The organism is Pseudofrankia coriaricola, from assembly GCF_001854805.1.
Lineage (GTDB): Bacteria > Actinomycetota > Actinomycetes > Frankiales > Frankiaceae > Pseudofrankia.
The window spans coordinates 90,636-107,457 of sequence record NZ_MBLO01000069.1; the positions used below are offsets into that span (position 1 = coordinate 90,636).

A 16,822-nucleotide genomic window follows, 5' to 3' on the forward strand; every position below is an offset into this window, starting at 1 on the left:
TCAGCCCGGCGGGGCGATGGTGCCGCGCCGGTCGTTCAGGAAGCCGCCGACGGGAGCAGGACGGGCTTGATTTTTCGTCGCGACGACTCGACGCCCCTCGACGCGGATGAGCCGGATCGGCTAGCGGTGCAGGTGCGGCGGCTGGGTCAGCGGCAGGTCCAGGTGGGTCCGGAGGCCGGCCGGCGCGGCGACGACGGTGGGGATGGCGTTGACGGCCGCCATGGCCGTCCAGATCCGCCCCCAGTAGCCGATGTCGCCGTTCGGGCCGGGCTCCGTCGGCTCGTAGTTCACCCGGAACGAGGGCAGCCCGGTGAAGTACAGGGCGTACTTGGCGTTCTCGTACCCCCAGTCGGGGTCGGTGGTGTCGTCCATCCGCCAGTAGGACCGGAAGATCACCACCGGCTTGCCGCCATTCCAGACGCGCCATTCGAGGCGCATCCCGGCGACGTGCCCCTTCTTGATCGAGCCGGCCCGCACGGTGACGTCCCGGACCGCGACCGCCGTGTCCCACACGAAGTCGTAGTCCTCGACCTCGATCCCCAGGCCCGACGCCAGCAGGTAGATCGACTCCTTGAAGGTCCGGCCCATGGTGTCGAACATCCGCGGGGGGTCGGCCTTCAGGTCGTCGGGGTCCCGGCCGAACCCGAGGCCGTCGAACATCATCGCCGCCGAGGGATGGTTGCGGAAGTCGCCCACCTCCTGGACGACGAGCTCGTCGATGCGGGATGCCAGCCGGGCGAAGGTCAGGGGCAGCAGGTCGCCGGCGAACCCGGGGTGGATCCCGGAACCGAACAGCGACACCCCGCCCTCCTGGCAGGCCGCCTCGAGCCGCTCGCGCACGTCGGCGTCGAGCGCGGCCGGGAAGGTGAAGCCGGACGGCGTCACCAGGTTCTTGCCGCTGCGAAGGATCCGGACGATCTCGTCGAGGTCCACGTACAGGGGCGCGTAGTTGACGCAGTCGGCGTCCAGTGCCAGGAGCGCCTCGGCGTCGCGCGTCGCGACCACGCCGACCGGGTCGATCCCGGCGAGCTCGCCGACATCCCTGCCGTCCTTCTCGTCCGAGGTGACGTAGCAGCCGACCACCTCGAAGGCCGGGTTGTCGACCATGTGCCGGACCGAGATCTGCCCGATGCTGCCCATCGCCCACTGGATGACCCGCAGCGGAGGTGAGGTCGCCATGATCGATCTCCTCGTCTCTGGGTGTTCCACGCGCGGCGCACCCCTCGGTGCCGGCGCCGTGGCCCGCGGTCCGCGGGTCGGAGCCTCCCCGAACACCTCTCCCTAAAGATATATAGCTTTAGGGAGCGGGCGGGTGATAGGAAGGGCTGATGTTCGAGGACAACCAGGTCGCGATCGTCACTGGCGTCGGCCCGGGCATGGGCCGCAGCATCGCGCTGGGCTTCGCCCGGCGGGGTGTCGACGTCGCCCTCGCCGCCCGGCAGCGGGCCCGCCTCGAGGCGGCGGCCGACGAGGTGCGCCAGGCCGGGCGCGAGCCGCTGGTGGTGCCGACCGACATCACCGACCGGGCCTCCTGCACCGCCCTTGTCGAGGCCGCGGTGGAACGCTTCGGCGGCGTCGACTTCCTGGTCCAGAACGCCCACCACGAGGGCGACTGGGCCCCCGTCGCCGATGCCGATCCCGCGAGCTGGCGGACGGTCTTCGACGTCAACCTCTTCGGAACCCTGTACCTCGTCCAGGCCACGCTCCCGGCGATCCGCGCGCGCGGCGGTGGAGCGATCGTCCTGGTGAACAGCGGCGCGGTGCTGTCGAACCCGCCCAACCTCGCGGCCTACACCGCCTCCAAGGCGGCACTCGCCGCCGTCGCCCGCACCCTGGCGGTCGAGGCCGGGCAGTGGGGCATCCGTGTCAACGGCGTGTTCCTCGGCGGCGTGCTCGGCGACAACATCCTCCACGCGGCCGAGCACCAGTCGGCGGCCGAGGGCATCACCGTCGACGAGTGGCTCGACCGGCGGGGCGCCACGCTGCCGCTGCGGCACATACCGACACCGGACGAGTGCGCCGGCGCCGTGCTGTTCCTCTGCTCCGACCTGGCCGCCGCCGTCACCGGACAGCACCTGAGCGTCAACGGCGGACAGTGGACGACCTGACCGCCGGCATCAGCCCGCCATCCTGGATCCCGACGTAGCACACCTGAACCGCCCGCATCGCCGATTCGGCTGTCGGCGGACCTGGCTGTCCCGAGTCATCCGGCGGCAGACCGCCATGGCATCGAGGTCGTCGGCTCCGCGAGACGGCTGGCAACAGGCGAACGCCGCCGGCTGGGGCAGCCGACGAGACAGGAGACGAACCATGGCCGTGGGACACCAGGCGGAGCCGATCAAGCTCGGGGTGCTTCAGGACTTCACCATCCCGCCCGGGAGCGCGTACGACACCCGGCAGGACTTTCTCGACGCGCTGGCGCTGGTCTTCCGCGAGGCGCGGGAGTCCGGTCTGCTCGACCGGTCGGTGGAGCTCGTCGAGCGGAACGCCGACGGGTTACCTACCGGCAGCGTGAAGTCCGTCATCGACACCTACGGGGAGCTCGTCGACGAGGGCTGCCTCGCTGTCTTCGGCCCGCACATCTCCGAGAACACGCTCGCCCTGCGGCCGGAGATCGAGCGGCGGTTCCGGGTGCCGTCGATCAGCGTCTGCGGCGCCGACCAGTGGCTGGGGAAGTGGACTTTCGCGCTGCCGAACGGGTCGATGACCGACGAGCCGATCGTCCTCGCGCACCTCGCCGCCAGGGCCGGCGCGCGCACGGTCGGGGTGCTCGTAGAACGCTCGGTGATCGGCCAGCTGTACGGGCGCAGTTTCCGCGACGCCTGCCGCGAGCAGGGACTGCGCATCCTCGCGGAGGAGACCATCGCGCAGACCGGGCAGGACATCGCCGACGCGGTGCGCTCCATCCACGGGTCGCGGCCCGACGCGCTCGTGCACCTCGGCTTCGGCTACGGCGTGATCCGGATCAACGAGGCGCTCGAGGCCGCCGGGTGGGACCCGCCGCGGTACATGGGGACCGCGTTCGAGGACGCGTACTTCTCGGACGAGATCTGGGACGCGTACGTCGGCTGGGTCGGGCTGGAGCAGTACGACGAGGAGAACCTGGTCGGCCAGCGGTTCCTGGACCGCTTCGAGGCCGCGTACGGCCGCCGGCCGGAGTACTACGCGCCGGGGCTGTGCCACGACGCCGGCGCGGCGCTGGCACGCGCGTTCGCGGGCGCCGAGCCACTGTCGCCGCGCGGCGTGCGGGACGCCCTCGAACGCGTGAAGCTCGTGCCGGCGGCATCCGGCGCCCCGGGAACGACGATCTCCTTCGGCCAGTGGACCCGCCGCGGCTGGATGGGCTCGAGCTACCTGGTCGCCCGCGCCTTCGAGCCCGACCGCAGGTCCCACCGCCTCGTCGCCAGGTTCGAGCCCAGGTGAGCTCGTCGGCTGGTTTGGAGTCCCAGGGTGAGCGCGTGACGATTGATTCGCCGGGATCCCCGGTGATCCGAGTGAGCGCCGTGGTGCTGCGGGACGCTGCCGGCCGGGTGCTGACGGTCCGCAAGAGCGGGACGTCGCGGTTCATGTTTCCCGGCGGGAAGCTGGAACACGGCGAGTCCTTCGAGCAGGCCGCGGTGCGCGAGGTCGCCGAGGAGCTGGGCCTGCCGCTCGCCTTGGCCCAGCTGCGGCCACTGGGAACGTTCGTCGCCGCGGCGGGTCGGAGACTGCCTTGCCGTATGCCATCGAACTCTTCCTCGACGAGCACGCCGACCGCCAGGTCAGACAGATCTGGGCCGCTCTGGACGAACACGGCATCCCGTCGCTGGGTAGCATTCTCAATGCCGATTACCACCCGCACGTCACGTTCTCGGTGTTCCGCTCGTTCTCGCTTGCGGGGTCGAAGGACGTGATCCGCGCGGCAGTCAAGTGTGGCCCGCTTTCCGAGTCACCGGAGCAGACAGCTCGCTCCGCGCCGTTCTCGAACACCGTGGTGCGGCCGGTCCGCTCGCAGACGAAGCAGTCGAGCTGGAACTCGATTCTGGGACGCCAGTGCAGGTTGTGAAACGGCGAGACGGGTACTGCCAGGGCAGCCGTGACCTCAACGGAGCGGAGCATGGACGGATCTTGGCACGACCGGCGCGCCCGGTGGCCCGTCGGCCAAGACCTGAGCGTTGAAGGCAGCTGAGCGGAGGTACGCCTCGTCGGGTACGGGGAGACGCTCCGGCGAAGCCGGCGCCGAGGCCCGGGCGAGATCGTCGCCCGGGCCTCGGGGAGGGAGCGACGGCGATGAGCCTCGCCGCGCCCCCGGTGGCTACCCGGCTACCAGATGCGGACCCGGTCGGGCGGGTCCAGCCATAGTCCGTCGCCCGGTGCGGTGTCGAAGACCTCGTGGAACTCGTCGAGGTTGCGCACGATGTTGGCGCGCAGCTCCGGCGGGCTGTGGGGGTCGGTGGTGAGGTACTGCCGCTCGAGCTCCAGCCGGCGCTTCGTGCGCCACACGAAGGCCCAGTTCATGAACAGCCGCCGCCGGTCGTCGCGCGACGCCTCGCCGCTCTGGGAGATGACATAGGCCTGGTGCGCGATGGTCAGGCCGCCGAGATCGCCGATGTTCTCGCCGACGGTGAGCGCGCCGTTCACCTTCTCGCCCGGCAGGTTGCGCGGCTCGAACCCGTTGTACTGCTCCACCAGCGTCTTCGACTTCACCTCGAAGGCGGCCTTGTCGTCCGGGGACCACCAGTCGTTGAGGTTGCCGGCGCTGTCGTACTGCGCTCCCTGGTCGTCGAAGCCGTGACCGACCTCGTGGCCGATGACCGCGCCGATACCGCCGTAGTTCTCGGCCGGGTGCGCCTCAGGGCTGAAGAACGGCTTCTGCAGGATGCCGGCCGGGAAGCAGATCTCGTTGGTGCCGGGGTTGTAGTAGGCGTTGACGGTCTGCGGGAGCATGAACCACTCGTCGCGGTCGACCGGAGAGCCGATCTTGGCCAGATCCCGGTCGGTCTCGAACGCGGCGGCGGCCTGGGCGTTGCCCATCAGGTTGCCACGGCGGACGAGTAGCCGCGAGTAGTCCCGGAACTGGTCGGGGTAGCCGATCTTCGGCCGGAACGTCTCGAGCTTCTCGTATGCCCGCCGCTTGGTCCCCTCGGTCATCCAGTCCAGCCGGGAGATCGACTCGCGGTAGGCCGCGAGCAGGTTCGCGACCAGGTCGTCCATCTGCGCCTTGGCATGCGGCGGGAAGTGGCGGGCGACGTACTCCTTGCCGACAGCCTCACCGATCGCGCCCTCGACGAACGACACCGCGCGCTTCCACCGGGCCCGCAGCTCGGGCGTGCCGGTGAGCGTGCGGCCGTAGAAGTCGAAATGAGCCTCGACGAACGCGTCCGGCAGGTAGGGCGCGGCCGAGCGCAGCACGTGGCTGCGCGCCCACTCGCGCCACACCTCGATCGGCGTATCGGTCAGCACGGTCGCCAGGTGCCGGAGGTACGACGGCTGCCGCACGCACACCTCCGCCAGCGTCGCGTGCGGGCCGGTCAGCTGCCCGCCGAGGCCGGTGACGTAGACGTCCCAGGCGAAGGCCGGGCAGAGCGCCGTCAGCTGCTCGGTCGTCATCAGGTTGTAGGTCTTCTGGACGTCGCGGGTCTCGGCCCGCTCCCAGTGGCCCTTCGCGAGCAGGGTGTCCAGGGCGAGGATCCGCCCCGCGGCGCCCTCTGGGTCGGGGTGCTCGCCCAGGCCGAGCATGCGCGTCAGGTAGGCGACGTACTTCTGCCGGATCTCGGCGAACTTCTCGTCGCGGTAGTACGACTCGTCCGGCAGGCCGAGGCCTCCCTGAACAAGGTGGAACAGGTAGCGGTCGGAGTTGCGGTCGTCGGTGTCGACGTAGGAGCCGAACAGTCCATGGCCGCCGATCCGCTCGAGCTCACCGAGGAACGCGGCCAGGTCGCGGATGTCGTTCAGGCCGCTGGCGGCGTCCAGCAGCGGCCGCACCGGGCCCAGGCCGAGCTCCCGGATCGTCTCGACGTCCAGGAAGGAGTTGTAGAGGTCGGCTATCTTCCGCGCGTCCTCGCCCTGGGTAGCCGGGTCCTGCGCGGCAAGGTGGGTGATGATGTCGCGGACCTGCTGCTCGGCGGCGTCGGCCAACTGCACGAACGGGCCCCAGCTCGAGCGGTCGGACGGGATCTCCGCCTCGGCGAGCCACCGTCCGTTCACATGGCCGAAGAGGTCGTCCTGCGGTCGTACGTCGAGGTCCATGCCCTCGCGGGCGTCGTCGAGGATGCTCACGGAACGAAAGTCTCCAATCTAGTGGGCGTTCAGGGAAGTCTCCCGCCAAGAACCCTTCGGCCGGCGGCCCGGCCGCTCCGCCCGTGACCAGGCCCAGCGGCAGTGAGCCCGTCCCAGAGCCCGGTCCTTCTCAGCCCGTGTTGCGCAGGCCCGCGGCGATGCCGTTGATGGTCAGCAGCAGGGCCCGGCGCAGGCGCGGGTCGGTCTCGCCGGCCGGGTCGGCCTGGGCGTCGGCGCGGGAGCGGGCGAGCAGGGAGACCTGCAGCGCGTGCAGCGGGGCGAGATACAGGTCGCGTACCTCCAGCGTCTGGCGGAGCACCGGCGTGTGCTCCAGCAGGGTCGACGTCCCGGTGACGGCCAGCACCTCGGCGACCGTGCGCTCATGCTCGGCGCGGATCACCTCGAACAGGCCGGCATGCTCGGCGGGCACCAGCGTGGTGACGTAGTCGGCGGCGATGCGCAGGTCGGTCTTCGCCAGCGTCATCGACACGTTGCTCAGGAACGTGCGGAAGAAGTGCCAGGACTGGTACATCTCGGCGAGGGTGTCGCCCGCGCCGGCCGCCCGCGCGGCGGCGAGCCCCGTGCCGACCCCGAACCAGCCGGGCAGGATGATCCGGGACTGGGTCCAGCCGAACACCCACGGGATCGCGCGCAGGTCGGCGAGCCCGCCGGCGCCGCCCGGCCGGCGCGACGGGCGGGAACCGATGTTGAGGTGGCCGAGCTCGTCGACTGGAGTCGCCGCCAGGAAGAACGGCACGAGCGCCGGGTCGGCCGTCAACGCCCGGTAGGCGGAGCGCGCCGAGTCGGCCACCGCGTCCATCGTCTGGTCCCACTCGGCCAGCACGTCCGCCGGCTGGCGGGACGCGCGGTGCAGGATCGACGCCTCCAGCACGGCGGCCAGCGCGATCTCCAGGTTGTGGCGGGCCAGCTGGGGCAGCGTGTACTTGTCCGAGATCACCTCGCCCTGCTCGGTCACCTTGATCGGGCCGTCGAGGGTGCCGAACGGCTGGGCCAGGATCGCCTCGCCGGTTGGCCCGCCGCCCCGGCCGACCGAGCCGCCGCGGCCGTGGAACAGCCGCAGCACGACGCCGTGCCGGCGGGCGACGTCACGCAGCTCCCGCTGCGCCCGGTGGATCTCCCACTGGGACGCGGTGATGCCGGCGTCCTTGGACGAGTCGGAGTAGCCGAGCATGATCTCCTGGAGGTTGCCGCGCGCGGCGACCACCGCCCGGTAGGACGGGTCGGCGAGCATGCCGTCGAGCAGCCGCCCGGCGGCGCGCAGCTCGGCGACCGTCTCGAACAGCGGCACGAACCCGATCCGCGCCCGCGCTCCGGCGCCGGCACCGGCACCCGGAGCTGGGCCGGGGTTGACGTCGACGAGGCCGGCCTCGCGGGCGAGCACGACGACGGCGAGTATGTCGTCGACGTCGCGTGTCATCGACACGATGTAGCTTTCGATGACGTCGTCGCCGAACCGGTCCAGCGCGACCCGGATCGTGGTGAACAGCTCCAGCACGGCCGCCGCCGTCGGGTCGGCCGGGACGGGCGCCGCCGCGCCGGACAGTGGCCGGCGTCCCGCGAGCTCCCGCGAGAGCAGCGCGATCCGCTCGGCGCGGTCGAGGTCGGCGTACGGGCGGGGCAGCTCGCCGAGCCGGTCGTAGAGCGCGCCCAGCGCGGCGTGGTGGCGCTCGGCATGTTCGCGGATGTCGAGCGTCGCGAGCGACATCCCGACCGCCGCCGCCACCCGGATCGCGCGCCGCAGCGGCCCGTCGGCCACCAGCTCGCCCCGGTGCTCCGACAGCGACCGGTGCATCACGGTCAGGTCGGCGAGCAGGTCGCGGGGGTTCAGGTAGTCGCGGCCGGGGACGTGCGCGGCGCCGGCGGCCAGCCGGTCGCGGGTCGCCGCCAGCCGGGCGAGGATGTAGCTGCACTTGAGCCGGTACGGCTCCGCGGCGTTGAGCCGGATGAACCGGTCGTATACCTCCGGATGGGCGGCCCGGTCGGCGTCGAGGCTGGCCAGCAGCTCGTCACTGACCTCGACGACCAGCGTCGAGGCCGTCAGGTCCTTGATCAGGCCGTCGACGGCGCCGAGCAGGACCCGGATGCCGAACTCGTGCTGCAGCGTGAGCACGTCGAGCGTGACGGCCGGGGTGACGTTCGGGTTGCCGTCCCGGTCGCCGCCGGCCCACGAGCCGAACCGGAGCGGCCGCGCGGTGACCGGCAGCCCGGCCCCGACCAGGGAGAGCGCGCCGTCCAGCTCCTCCAGCAGGCCGGGCAGCACGTCGGTGGCGATCGACGTCAGGTAGTAGGCGGCGGATCGGGCCTCGTCGGTCGGCTTCGGGCGCTCCACCCGAAGCTCGTCGGTCTGCCAGAGCACGTCGACGGCCTCGGCGAGGCGGCGGTCGACGACGGCGCGCCGCGAGGGGTGCGCGCGTGGGTCGTCGGCGGCGTCGAGCAGCTCGGCGATCCCGCGCAGCACGTCGAGCACCGATCTGCGGCTCGCCTCGGTCGGGTGCGCGGTGAACACCGGGCGCAGCTCGAGGCGGTCCACCAGCTGGGCGGGCAGCTCCGGGTCGAGCTGGCCCGCGGCCACGGCGGCGGCGATCCGGGCGCCGGTCTCCTCGAGCGCGCCGCGCGGGCGGTCAGTCAGCTCGCGCGCCCGGTGCAGCTGCTCGGTGATGTTGGCGAGCTGGAAGTACGCGGTGAACGCCCGCGCCAGCACGATCGCCGTCGGGTGGTCGACGGCGGCGAGCACCCGGTGCAGGTCACCGCGGTTACCGCGGTCACGGTCGGCGCCGTCACGGTCACCGCCGCGGGCGAGCGCGCGCACCCGCTCGACGAGCTCCAGCAGCTCGGCGCCCTCGTGCCGGGTCAGCGCCTCGCCGAGCAGCTGGCCGAGCCGGCGCACCCCGGCGCGGACTCCGGCGTGCCGCACGTCCGAGGCCACCCCGCCGGCGAACGTCCCTGCGTCGCGGCTCCCGGCGCTCCCGTCGCGGCTCCCGGCGCCCCCAGTGCTTCCGGCGTGCGGTCCCTGCGCGGCGCCCGGCCCGGGACCGGTCCCGTCTGTCCGTGCCTCGCCGCGGTGGTCCCTGGACGTCACGCCGCCTCCGGTGGTCTCGGGCTTCGCGCGGGACGCGCTCAGCGGTATGCGAACGATGTCGGCGCGGCCGGCGCTGGCCGTGCTCGCCGTCCGCTCACTGCCATGTTCCCTGGATGTAGCGGGCAGGACGTGCCTGCGACGAGCCGGTGGTCTCGAAGGAGGGCTGGCCCGGGTTGTCAGCGGCGGTGCCGTCGCGGGCGCCGTCCGGGCCGACGGTGATCATCCGCCTCTCGTCGCCGACTTCGAGCTCGACCTCGACCCGCCAGCGGCAGTCGCAGGTCGCGGTCGTCACGGCGAGCAGGAACGAGCCGCTCGCGCCCGGGGGCAGCACGCTCGCCTGCCCGGCCGGCGCGGGAACGACGACGCGGGCCCCGGCGGCCGACAGCACCATGTCGAGGTTGATGCTCGTCACCGCTCCCGCCAGGCCGGGTGGCGCGGCGCATGTGAGCAGGAGCCCGCGTCTCGGTTCCTTGGCCAGGCCGTCGAGGCGCGGAGTGAACCCGACAACTTCGACCGTCTCGTCCGGGCCGGCGGTGAGGTTGAGCTGGACCGGGGTGGTGTCCGCCGGTACCGCGCCGAGCGACGCGGCCCAGGCCGCACGGCCGTAGCAGTCGTCGCGGCCCCCCGGAGGCGCCGGTGGCATGCCCACGTCCTCGCCGGCCACGTAGCTGGCGACGCGCGGGGTGCTCGCCGCGCCCAGCGTCATCTGGTCCGGGTCGGTCTGGACCGTGAGGGCGTACGGGGTGGCGCAGCCCCAGTCGAAGTCGTGGCAGACCCAGCTCCGCGCCCCGTCACCGGCGGGCGTGGCGGTGAGGGTGACCGTTCCCGCGGCCACCAGCACGACGGCCACCCCGGCGCCGATGAGGATCCGGACTCGGCGCCGCGGCCGGCCGGGCGGCGGCCCGGCTGCCCGCGGGGCCAGTGCCGCGTCGTCCCCCGGCGGCGGACCAGCCGGCTGACCAGTCGTCGGCCGGCGCGCGGTGGCATGCCTGCCGGCCCGGCCGGCGGGCGGCCGGCTCGAGGGCGGCCGGCCTGAGGCCCGTGTGTCCGCCGGTGTGTACGAGGCCGGCTTCCGCGGCGTCTTCTCCTCGGCTGGGGGCGTCGCCGAGGACGGCGTGCCCACGGTGTGCTCACCCGGCCCCCGCCGTTCGCGCCAACGCGCCATCCCGGTCCCGCTTCCCACCGTCAATCAGGACAAAGATCCGTGGCCAGCATGTCCGGGCATCAGGCGAGCACGCCGCCGGTTTCGCCGACGCGTCAGGGTGTTGGGCTAATTCAGTGGAGATAGACGGACCGTTGGGGGAGTGGGGCTGACTGTAACGTCGACGAGCCGGCACGTTGGCGGTCTCCTGGCCGCGACGATGGAGCCGGCCGCCTTCGCGCGTTCGGCTGGCTGGTGCCGCTTCGGTGAAGGTTGGACCGCCGGCATCGCCCCGCCGTGAGCCTCAGCGGCGGGTCTGTATCCGGATCCGAACCGGTGGGGGCTCGGAGTCGAATCCGGGTACCGTCCGCGCGATCTTCCGTGATGAGGCTCGGGCGACGCTTGTCGGAGCTGACTGTCGGCGGTCACTGTACCGATGGAGCTCGAGCTGGCTATCTGGCCCGGACCTGATCAGACCGAATTTCCGTACGTCGATGAGTTGGTCGATGGCTCGGCTTCGACGATCTGATCAATGGATACGAACCGGTGGTTCGAAGCGCGGGTCGACTCCTGGGCCCGAGTTCTGCTAACCGCGGGTTGCCGCGCCGTTCACGAGCATCCGCAGGAGGCGTCGACTGGGCGTCCGTGCCGTCGGAGCGCGGCCGTGCTGGCCGCCGTGGCCGCCCCCTTCAGGGGCGTCAGCCGCGGCGGACGGTCAGCGCGGGATCGAGACCCGGTGGCGGACCCGTCCGCGGCGAGCGCCTCGATGACACGATCGGCGATCGCCTCCGCGGTGGCCATGGCACCGGCGTCACCGATCGCCAAGCCGTGGAAGCGGAACAGGCAGAAGAGCAGGTCCTCGCGGAAGCCCGACACCGTCGAGTCATGGTCGCCGCACACCACTCCCGGCCGCCCTTCGGGCAAGGAGACAGCTAGGTGGCAGGTGGGCTCCGGGCGATTCCCGCAGACCACACATCGTTCAAAGATCATATTCACTTTACCCCCGTTGCGGCCCGTGAGTGCCACCGAGGCATCATGGCATACGAGACCGGATGAGCTGGGCATTCAGGTGCGTCGGCCGCCGTGCGTGTCGAGCGACAGCCACCGACGGTCACCAGCGAGGTGGCCTCGGGGCGCGGCCGCGCCGCCGGGCATGTCGCGGAGGAGGCGGTTGTGCGCTATGTCGCGATCGGGGACAGCTTCACCGAGGGCGTCGGCGACGAGCGAGACGACGGCGCTCCCCGCGGCTGGGCCGACCTCGTCGCGGCCGGGCTCGCCGTGCACCACCACCCGGCCGAGGTCTGGTACGCCAACCTCGCCGTCCGCGGCCGGCTGCTCGAACCGATCATCACCGAGCAGCTCGACGCCGCCCTCGCCCTCGACCCGGCGCCGACGATCCTGACGCTCAACGGCGGCGGCAACGACATGATGCGCCCGGGCGCCGACGTCGCGCGCCTGAGCGCCCTGACGGCGAGGGCCGTCGACCGGTGCCTGGAGGCGGGCGTCACTCCCCTCCTGCTCGCCGGCGCGGACCCCTCCAACCGGCTTCCCTTCGGCCGGACGCTGCACCGGCGCGCGGCCGAGCTGACCGACGCGGCCGCCGACCTCGCCCGGGACCGCGGCGTGCTGTTCGTCAACGTCTTCGCCGACACCGAGATCCGCGAGGCGCGCTACTGGTCCGAGGACCGGCTACATCTCAACCCGCTCGGCCACCACCGGGCCGCGACGTTCGTCCTCGCGGCCCTCGGCGTCGCGGCGCCCCCGCCCCCGCCGGCCGACGAGGTGCTGCCGCGGTCTCGCCGTCTCGCCGAGGCCGGCTACTACTGGCGCCACGTCCGCCCCTGGCTGGCGCGGCGACTTACCGGACGCTCCTCCGGCGACGGGCGGGACGCGAAGCACTCGACCTGGGCCCTGGTCAAACCCACCGTGGCCTGACCAGCCTCCGCGCCCGCCCGCCCGCGCCTCTGCCCGCGGCTCAGGTGAGCGAGCGGACATCCACGACGTCATATTCAGCCACGTACGCCGCGAGTGTCGCCGCGGTCTGCTCGTCGCTCGGGCCGCTGCCGCGGAAGGCCTCGACGGCTTCCAGGGTCTCCCAGCGTTCGAACACGTTGATCCGTGCCGCGTCGATCAGGTCGGCACTCAGGGCGAAGTCGAGGCATCCCGGCGTCCGGCGCGCGTGCTCGACAACGCCGACACAGCCGACGAGGTAGCGATCTCGCTCGGCAGGGTCTACCAGGATCTGCCCCGCGACGATAATCATGAAGTCCCCTTTCCGAGCCTCGACGCCGCGACCGACGTGCGGAACAGACTCCCCTGCGCTTCGCGGCTCATCGCCAGGCGACGAACTGAGCGCAACGCATCTGGCCGCGCCTCGTCAGGGCGACGACTGCGACCAGTGCCGTCCCGGCAACGTTCACCCGCCTCTCGCCACGAAAGATCGCCAGGACTGTACCCAGATCCGAGCTCTGATCCCCTATCCAGTTCGGATCCGCATCCTCTTGTAGGTCAGCTCGAGATTCCTCGTCGGCACGCCGACCCAGCTGCCACCGCTCTCCACGCTGATCAGGCGGGCCCGCGACCACGCCGGCTGGCCCGCCTGACCGGCCCCGGGCGCCCGTCCATCCGGCCGGATGGACGGGCGCCAGCGCCTCGCGCGGGCGGTGCCGAGATGCGGATGTCCGGCGTCCGTGGTGGCTATTCGCCGGCCGGGATCTCGTAGAACTGGGTTGCCCAGCGGCGGTAGGCCATGTAGGGCTTGGCGTCCTGGATGGCCAGGGTGGGGTGCTCGATGTAGTCCTGGTAGCGCCAGATCTCGAGGTCGTCGTCGAGGGTGGAGAGGAATTCCTTCTCGAGGCGTTCGAGGACGTCGGGCGGCGGGGCGTCGGACTCGTCGCCGGGGATCCGGGGCCACCAGATCGAGTAGAACATGTCCGAGCAGCCGTCCTCGACCGGTGTGGTCGCGAAGATGAGGCGGTAGTTGTCCGCGCCGGCGAACGCGCTGATCGCGCCGCCGAGGCCGAACAGGTAGCTGTGGATCCGCAGCGCCATCACGTCCGGGTCGTCGCTGCGCCTGTCGGGCCAGCCGGTCTCGAACAGCCATCCGTTGTCGTCGGACTCCCAGTTGAGCAGGACCGGGGTGACGGTGGCGTGGTGGACGTACTGGAAGTGCATGCTGTCGGCCGCGTTCTCGCCCGGGATCTGCGGGTGTACCGGCTCGCGCTCCACTTTGCGGGACAGGGCCGGGTAGGGCGGGTAGTAGGCGGCGGGGTCGGTCTCGAACTGCGGGAACACCGTGAAGATGTCGGGCATCTCCCAGCGGGGCGCCTGGCCGTTGGGCTGGTGCCAGATGAACACGCAGCCGTACTGCTCCCGCACGGGCCACACCCGCAGCTGGGCGGCGCGGTTGGGCCGGTCCTGGTAGGGGATGTAGCGGTTCCGGCCGTCCGGCCCCCAGCCCCAGCCGTGGAACGGGCACTCGATGCAGTCGCCGTTGACCTTGCCACCGTGGCCGAGGTGCGCGCCGAGGTGTCGGCAGTGTGCCTGCAGGACATGCAGCCCGCCGTTGTCGTCCCGGTAGGCGACCAGGTCCTCACCGAGGTACCGCAGCGGGCGGCCTTGGCCGGTGGGGAACTCGGCCGACCAGCCGACCATGAACCAGCCGGTTGGCTTCCAGGTGAACGGAACCTTCATCTGACGTCCCTCGCTAAAAGCTCTAGATTTATCTAGCGCCAGGTCGAAGCGGCAAGGGTGGTGCGCGGCCGCGGCCGGTGGCCGTCGCGCGGCCTGGGTGGGTCCCGTGCGCCGGGGCCAGTGCGCGGGCCGCTTGGGCGGGCCTCGATGGACGAGGCGCCGACCCGAATAATATATACATATCAACGGACGGTGTCGGGCCAGACGGCCCCGCCGTCCCAGCCGAATGGCGGCCGACCCTCGGGAGACGCGGATGGACCTGTCGCTGGACGAGGCGTCGCGGGCGGCGCGGGAGCTGGTCCTGGCGGTGCTCGCCCGGCGTCCAGGGCTGGCGGCGGCGCGGGCTGCCGAACCGCTCGGGCACGACCCGGGGCTGTGGGCCGAGCTGTGCGCGGCCGGGCTGCCGGGGCTCGCGGTCGCCGAGGAGCACGGCGGCGGCGGTACCGGCCTGCACGCGCCGGCCGTCGCGGCCGTGGAGCTCGGCCGGGTGCTCGCGCCGGTGCCGTTCGCGGAGCACGTCGCGGCCGCGCGGCTGCTCGCGACGGCCGCGCCGGAGCATCCCGACCTGCCCGCCGTCGTCGCCGGCGAGCTGGTCGCGACACTGGCGACGCGGGTGCGCGCGGGCGTCGGCGTGGCGGTGCCAGCGGGGGCGGTCGCCGGCCTGGTCCTGGCCGTCGTCGACGGGCGACTGGTCGCGGCGCGTTCCACTCCTCCCGGCGTCGCCGTCGCCAATCAGGCCGACCTGCCCATCGCCGACCGCGACCTGCGCGGCGCGATGGTGCTCGGCGGCGGTCCGGCGGTGGTCGCGTTCGAACGGGCACGCTCGGAGTGGCTGGTCCTGATGGCCGGATGGCTGGCCGGGCTCGCCGACGGCGCGCTGGAGCTGGCGACCCGGTGGGTGAAGGAGCGCGTCCAGTTCGGCGTGCCGATCGGCTCGTTCCAGGGAGTGCAGCACGGCCTCGCGGACCTGCCGGGACTGGTCGACGCCGCGGCGCTGCTGGCGCGGGAGGCGGCCTGGAGCCTGGACACCGGGCGGCGGTCGGAGACCGGCGCCGACGGCGGCCAGCTCGCCGGGATGGCCGCCTTGATGGCCACCGACGCCGCCCGGCACGCCGCCGACCGCGCCGTTCAGTACCACGGCGGCCTCGGGGTCGCCGTCGAACACGACGCGCAGCTGTTCTTCCGCCGCGCCCGCGCCTACCCGGTGCTAGCCGGCGCCCCCCTCGCCCTCGCGCGCGAGCTGGGCCGCGCCCTCGTCGACAGCTCCGTCGCCGACGCCGCCCCCGCGTCGTCGGCCGGCACGCCGGCCCAGCCCGGTGCCGACGGCGTCGGCGGGACGGACTTCGCCCACAGCCCGTCGGTCGCCGCGTTCGCCGCCGAGGTCCGGGCCTTCGTCCGGTCCTGGCTGACCGACGAGGTTCGCCGCGAGGCACGCCGGACCGGCACCGTGCACGTCCCCGCGCTGCACCAGGCCCTGGCCGAACGCGGCTGGCTTGCCGCCTCGGCACCGGGCGGGCGCGCCGCCAGGGATCCCTACGAACTGGGCGCGCTCTTCCGCGAACTGGAGCTCGCCGACGCTCCGTACCACGGCATCGGCACCACCATGATCGTCGCCGGGGTGCTCGACCAGATCGGCGGCCCGGCGCTGCGGGCCGACGTGCTGCCCCGGCTGCTGACCGGCGAGGCCACCGCGGTCCTCGGCTACTCCGAGCCGGGCTCCGGTTCCGACGTCGCCGCCGCGCGTACCCGGGCCACCCCCGTGGACGACGCGCGCACCGCCTGGCGGATCAACGGCCAGAAGATGTGGACCACCCTCGCGCACACCGCGGCCCACTGCCTGCTGCTGACCCGCACGAACCCCGACGTCCCCAAGCACCGCGGCCTGACGATGTTCCTCGTCCCGATGGACGCCCCGGGCATCACGATCCAGCCGATCCACACGATCGCCGACGAGCGGACCAACGTCGTCTTCTACGACGACGTGATCGTCCCGGACTCCTGCCGGGTCGGCGACGTGGACGAGGGCTGGCGGGTCATGGCCATCGGGCTGAGCCTGGAACGCGGCGTCATGGGCAGCACCGCGATGCTCGAACCACTGCTCGCCGACGTGACGGCCTGGGCCCGCGTCCCCGGGCCGGCCGGCAGCTGGCCAGGCGGGGGGCGACCGGCCGACGACCCGGCCGTGCTGACCGCGATCGCGCACGCCCGCGTCGACGCCGAGGCCGCCTTCCTGCTCACCCAGCGCACCGCCTGGCTGAACGTCTCCGGGCAGTCCCCCGCGGTCGCGGGCACGATCGCGAAGCTGTTCGCGTCCACCGCCTACCAGCGTGCCAGCCGTGAGCTCCAGGATGCCGTGGGCCTTGGTGGCATCCTGCGCGCGCCCTCCGGCGAAGGCACCGTCCCAGCGGCCGCCGGCGGCGAGATCGAGCGAGCCGCCCGCCACTCCTGCGTCGTCACCATCCAGGGCGGCACCACCGAGATCGCCCGCAACCTTGTCGCCGAACAGCGCCTCGGCCTCCCGAAGACCCGCCAGGGTACCCGTCGCCAGCCTGACGGGGGTGGTGAGACCGCCGCCCGGCCAGCTCAGACTTGACGCCTCCATCCGCCAGGTTAATCATCTATATATATAA

General features: G+C 72.5%; 12 protein-coding genes and 1 pseudogene. 6 read left to right on the forward strand and 7 right to left on the reverse strand.

All coding sequences use genetic code 11. From position 1 onward, the window contains the following. Positions 1 to 120: 120 nt before the first annotated feature. Complete coding sequence (locus tag BCD48_RS12590; RefSeq protein WP_071048545.1) at positions 121 to 1,179, reverse strand: NAD(P)H-dependent amine dehydrogenase family protein; 1,059 nt, start codon at positions 1,177 to 1,179, stop codon at positions 121 to 123. 149 nt (positions 1,180 to 1,328) lie between these two features. Between BCD48_RS12590 and BCD48_RS12595 the strand changes: the two genes are divergently transcribed. From BCD48_RS12595 to BCD48_RS53455, 4 genes and pseudogenes are all read left to right on the forward strand, one after another. Next, positions 1,329 to 2,108, forward strand: a complete 780-nt coding sequence (locus BCD48_RS12595; protein ID WP_071048546.1) for an SDR family oxidoreductase — start codon at positions 1,329 to 1,331, stop codon at positions 2,106 to 2,108. 202 nt (positions 2,109 to 2,310) lie between these two features. Beyond that, entirely contained in the window at positions 2,311 to 3,423 is a 1,113-nt protein-coding gene (locus BCD48_RS12600) for an ABC transporter substrate-binding protein (RefSeq protein WP_071048547.1), read from the forward strand. Positions 3,424 to 3,506: 83 nt separating this feature from the next. Beyond that, a pseudogene (locus BCD48_RS55555) lies at positions 3,507 to 3,668 on the forward strand (NUDIX domain-containing protein); the annotation flags it as partial. 44 nt (positions 3,669 to 3,712) lie between these two features. After that, positions 3,713 to 4,045: a hypothetical protein gene (locus BCD48_RS53455; protein WP_071048548.1), complete on the forward strand. Its 333-nt coding sequence runs from the start codon at positions 3,713 to 3,715 to the stop codon at positions 4,043 to 4,045. A gap of 257 nt (positions 4,046 to 4,302) precedes the next feature. Here BCD48_RS53455 and BCD48_RS12610 read toward each other — a convergent pair whose 3' ends face one another. The 4 genes from BCD48_RS12610 to BCD48_RS12625 form a co-directional block, all read right to left on the reverse strand. Continuing rightward, positions 4,303 to 6,258, reverse strand: coding sequence for a M13 family metallopeptidase (locus tag BCD48_RS12610; RefSeq protein ID WP_071048549.1), 1,956 nt, complete (start codon positions 6,256 to 6,258; stop codon positions 4,303 to 4,305). A gap of 130 nt (positions 6,259 to 6,388) precedes the next feature. Beyond that, the gene (ppc, locus tag BCD48_RS12615) at positions 6,389 to 9,358 is read right to left on the reverse strand and encodes a phosphoenolpyruvate carboxylase (protein WP_083418534.1); all 2,970 of its coding nucleotides are present in this window, start codon (positions 9,356 to 9,358) and stop codon (positions 6,389 to 6,391) included. A 94-nt stretch (positions 9,359 to 9,452) separates the two neighbouring features. Continuing rightward, positions 9,453 to 10,481 (reverse strand): hypothetical protein, encoded by a 1,029-nt coding sequence (locus tag BCD48_RS12620; RefSeq protein ID WP_131803950.1) that lies wholly within the window; start codon positions 10,479 to 10,481, stop codon positions 9,453 to 9,455. Between the two features lie 627 nt (positions 10,482 to 11,108). Beyond that, complete coding sequence (locus BCD48_RS12625; RefSeq protein ID WP_131803952.1) at positions 11,109 to 11,423, reverse strand: hypothetical protein; 315 nt, start codon at positions 11,421 to 11,423, stop codon at positions 11,109 to 11,111. Between the two features lie 159 nt (positions 11,424 to 11,582). Between BCD48_RS12625 and BCD48_RS12630 the strand changes: the two genes are divergently transcribed. Continuing rightward, positions 11,583 to 12,434, forward strand: a complete 852-nt coding sequence (locus tag BCD48_RS12630; RefSeq protein WP_241841677.1) for an SGNH/GDSL hydrolase family protein — start codon at positions 11,583 to 11,585, stop codon at positions 12,432 to 12,434. 40 nt (positions 12,435 to 12,474) lie between these two features. Here the strand turns inward: BCD48_RS12630 and BCD48_RS12635 are convergent, their stop codons facing one another. Both BCD48_RS12635 and BCD48_RS12640 read right to left on the reverse strand, forming a co-directional pair. After that, positions 12,475 to 12,762: a putative quinol monooxygenase gene (locus BCD48_RS12635; RefSeq protein WP_071048553.1), complete on the reverse strand. Its 288-nt coding sequence runs from the start codon at positions 12,760 to 12,762 to the stop codon at positions 12,475 to 12,477. Positions 12,763 to 13,196: 434 nt separating this feature from the next. Beyond that, positions 13,197 to 14,192, reverse strand: a complete 996-nt coding sequence (locus tag BCD48_RS12640) for an aromatic ring-hydroxylating oxygenase subunit alpha (RefSeq protein WP_071048554.1) — start codon at positions 14,190 to 14,192, stop codon at positions 13,197 to 13,199. Positions 14,193 to 14,445: 253 nt separating this feature from the next. Between BCD48_RS12640 and BCD48_RS12645 the strand changes: the two genes are divergently transcribed. Continuing rightward, entirely contained in the window at positions 14,446 to 16,785 is a 2,340-nt protein-coding gene (locus tag BCD48_RS12645) for an acyl-CoA dehydrogenase family protein (RefSeq protein WP_071048560.1), read from the forward strand. The last annotated feature ends 37 nt before the right edge of the window (positions 16,786 to 16,822 follow it).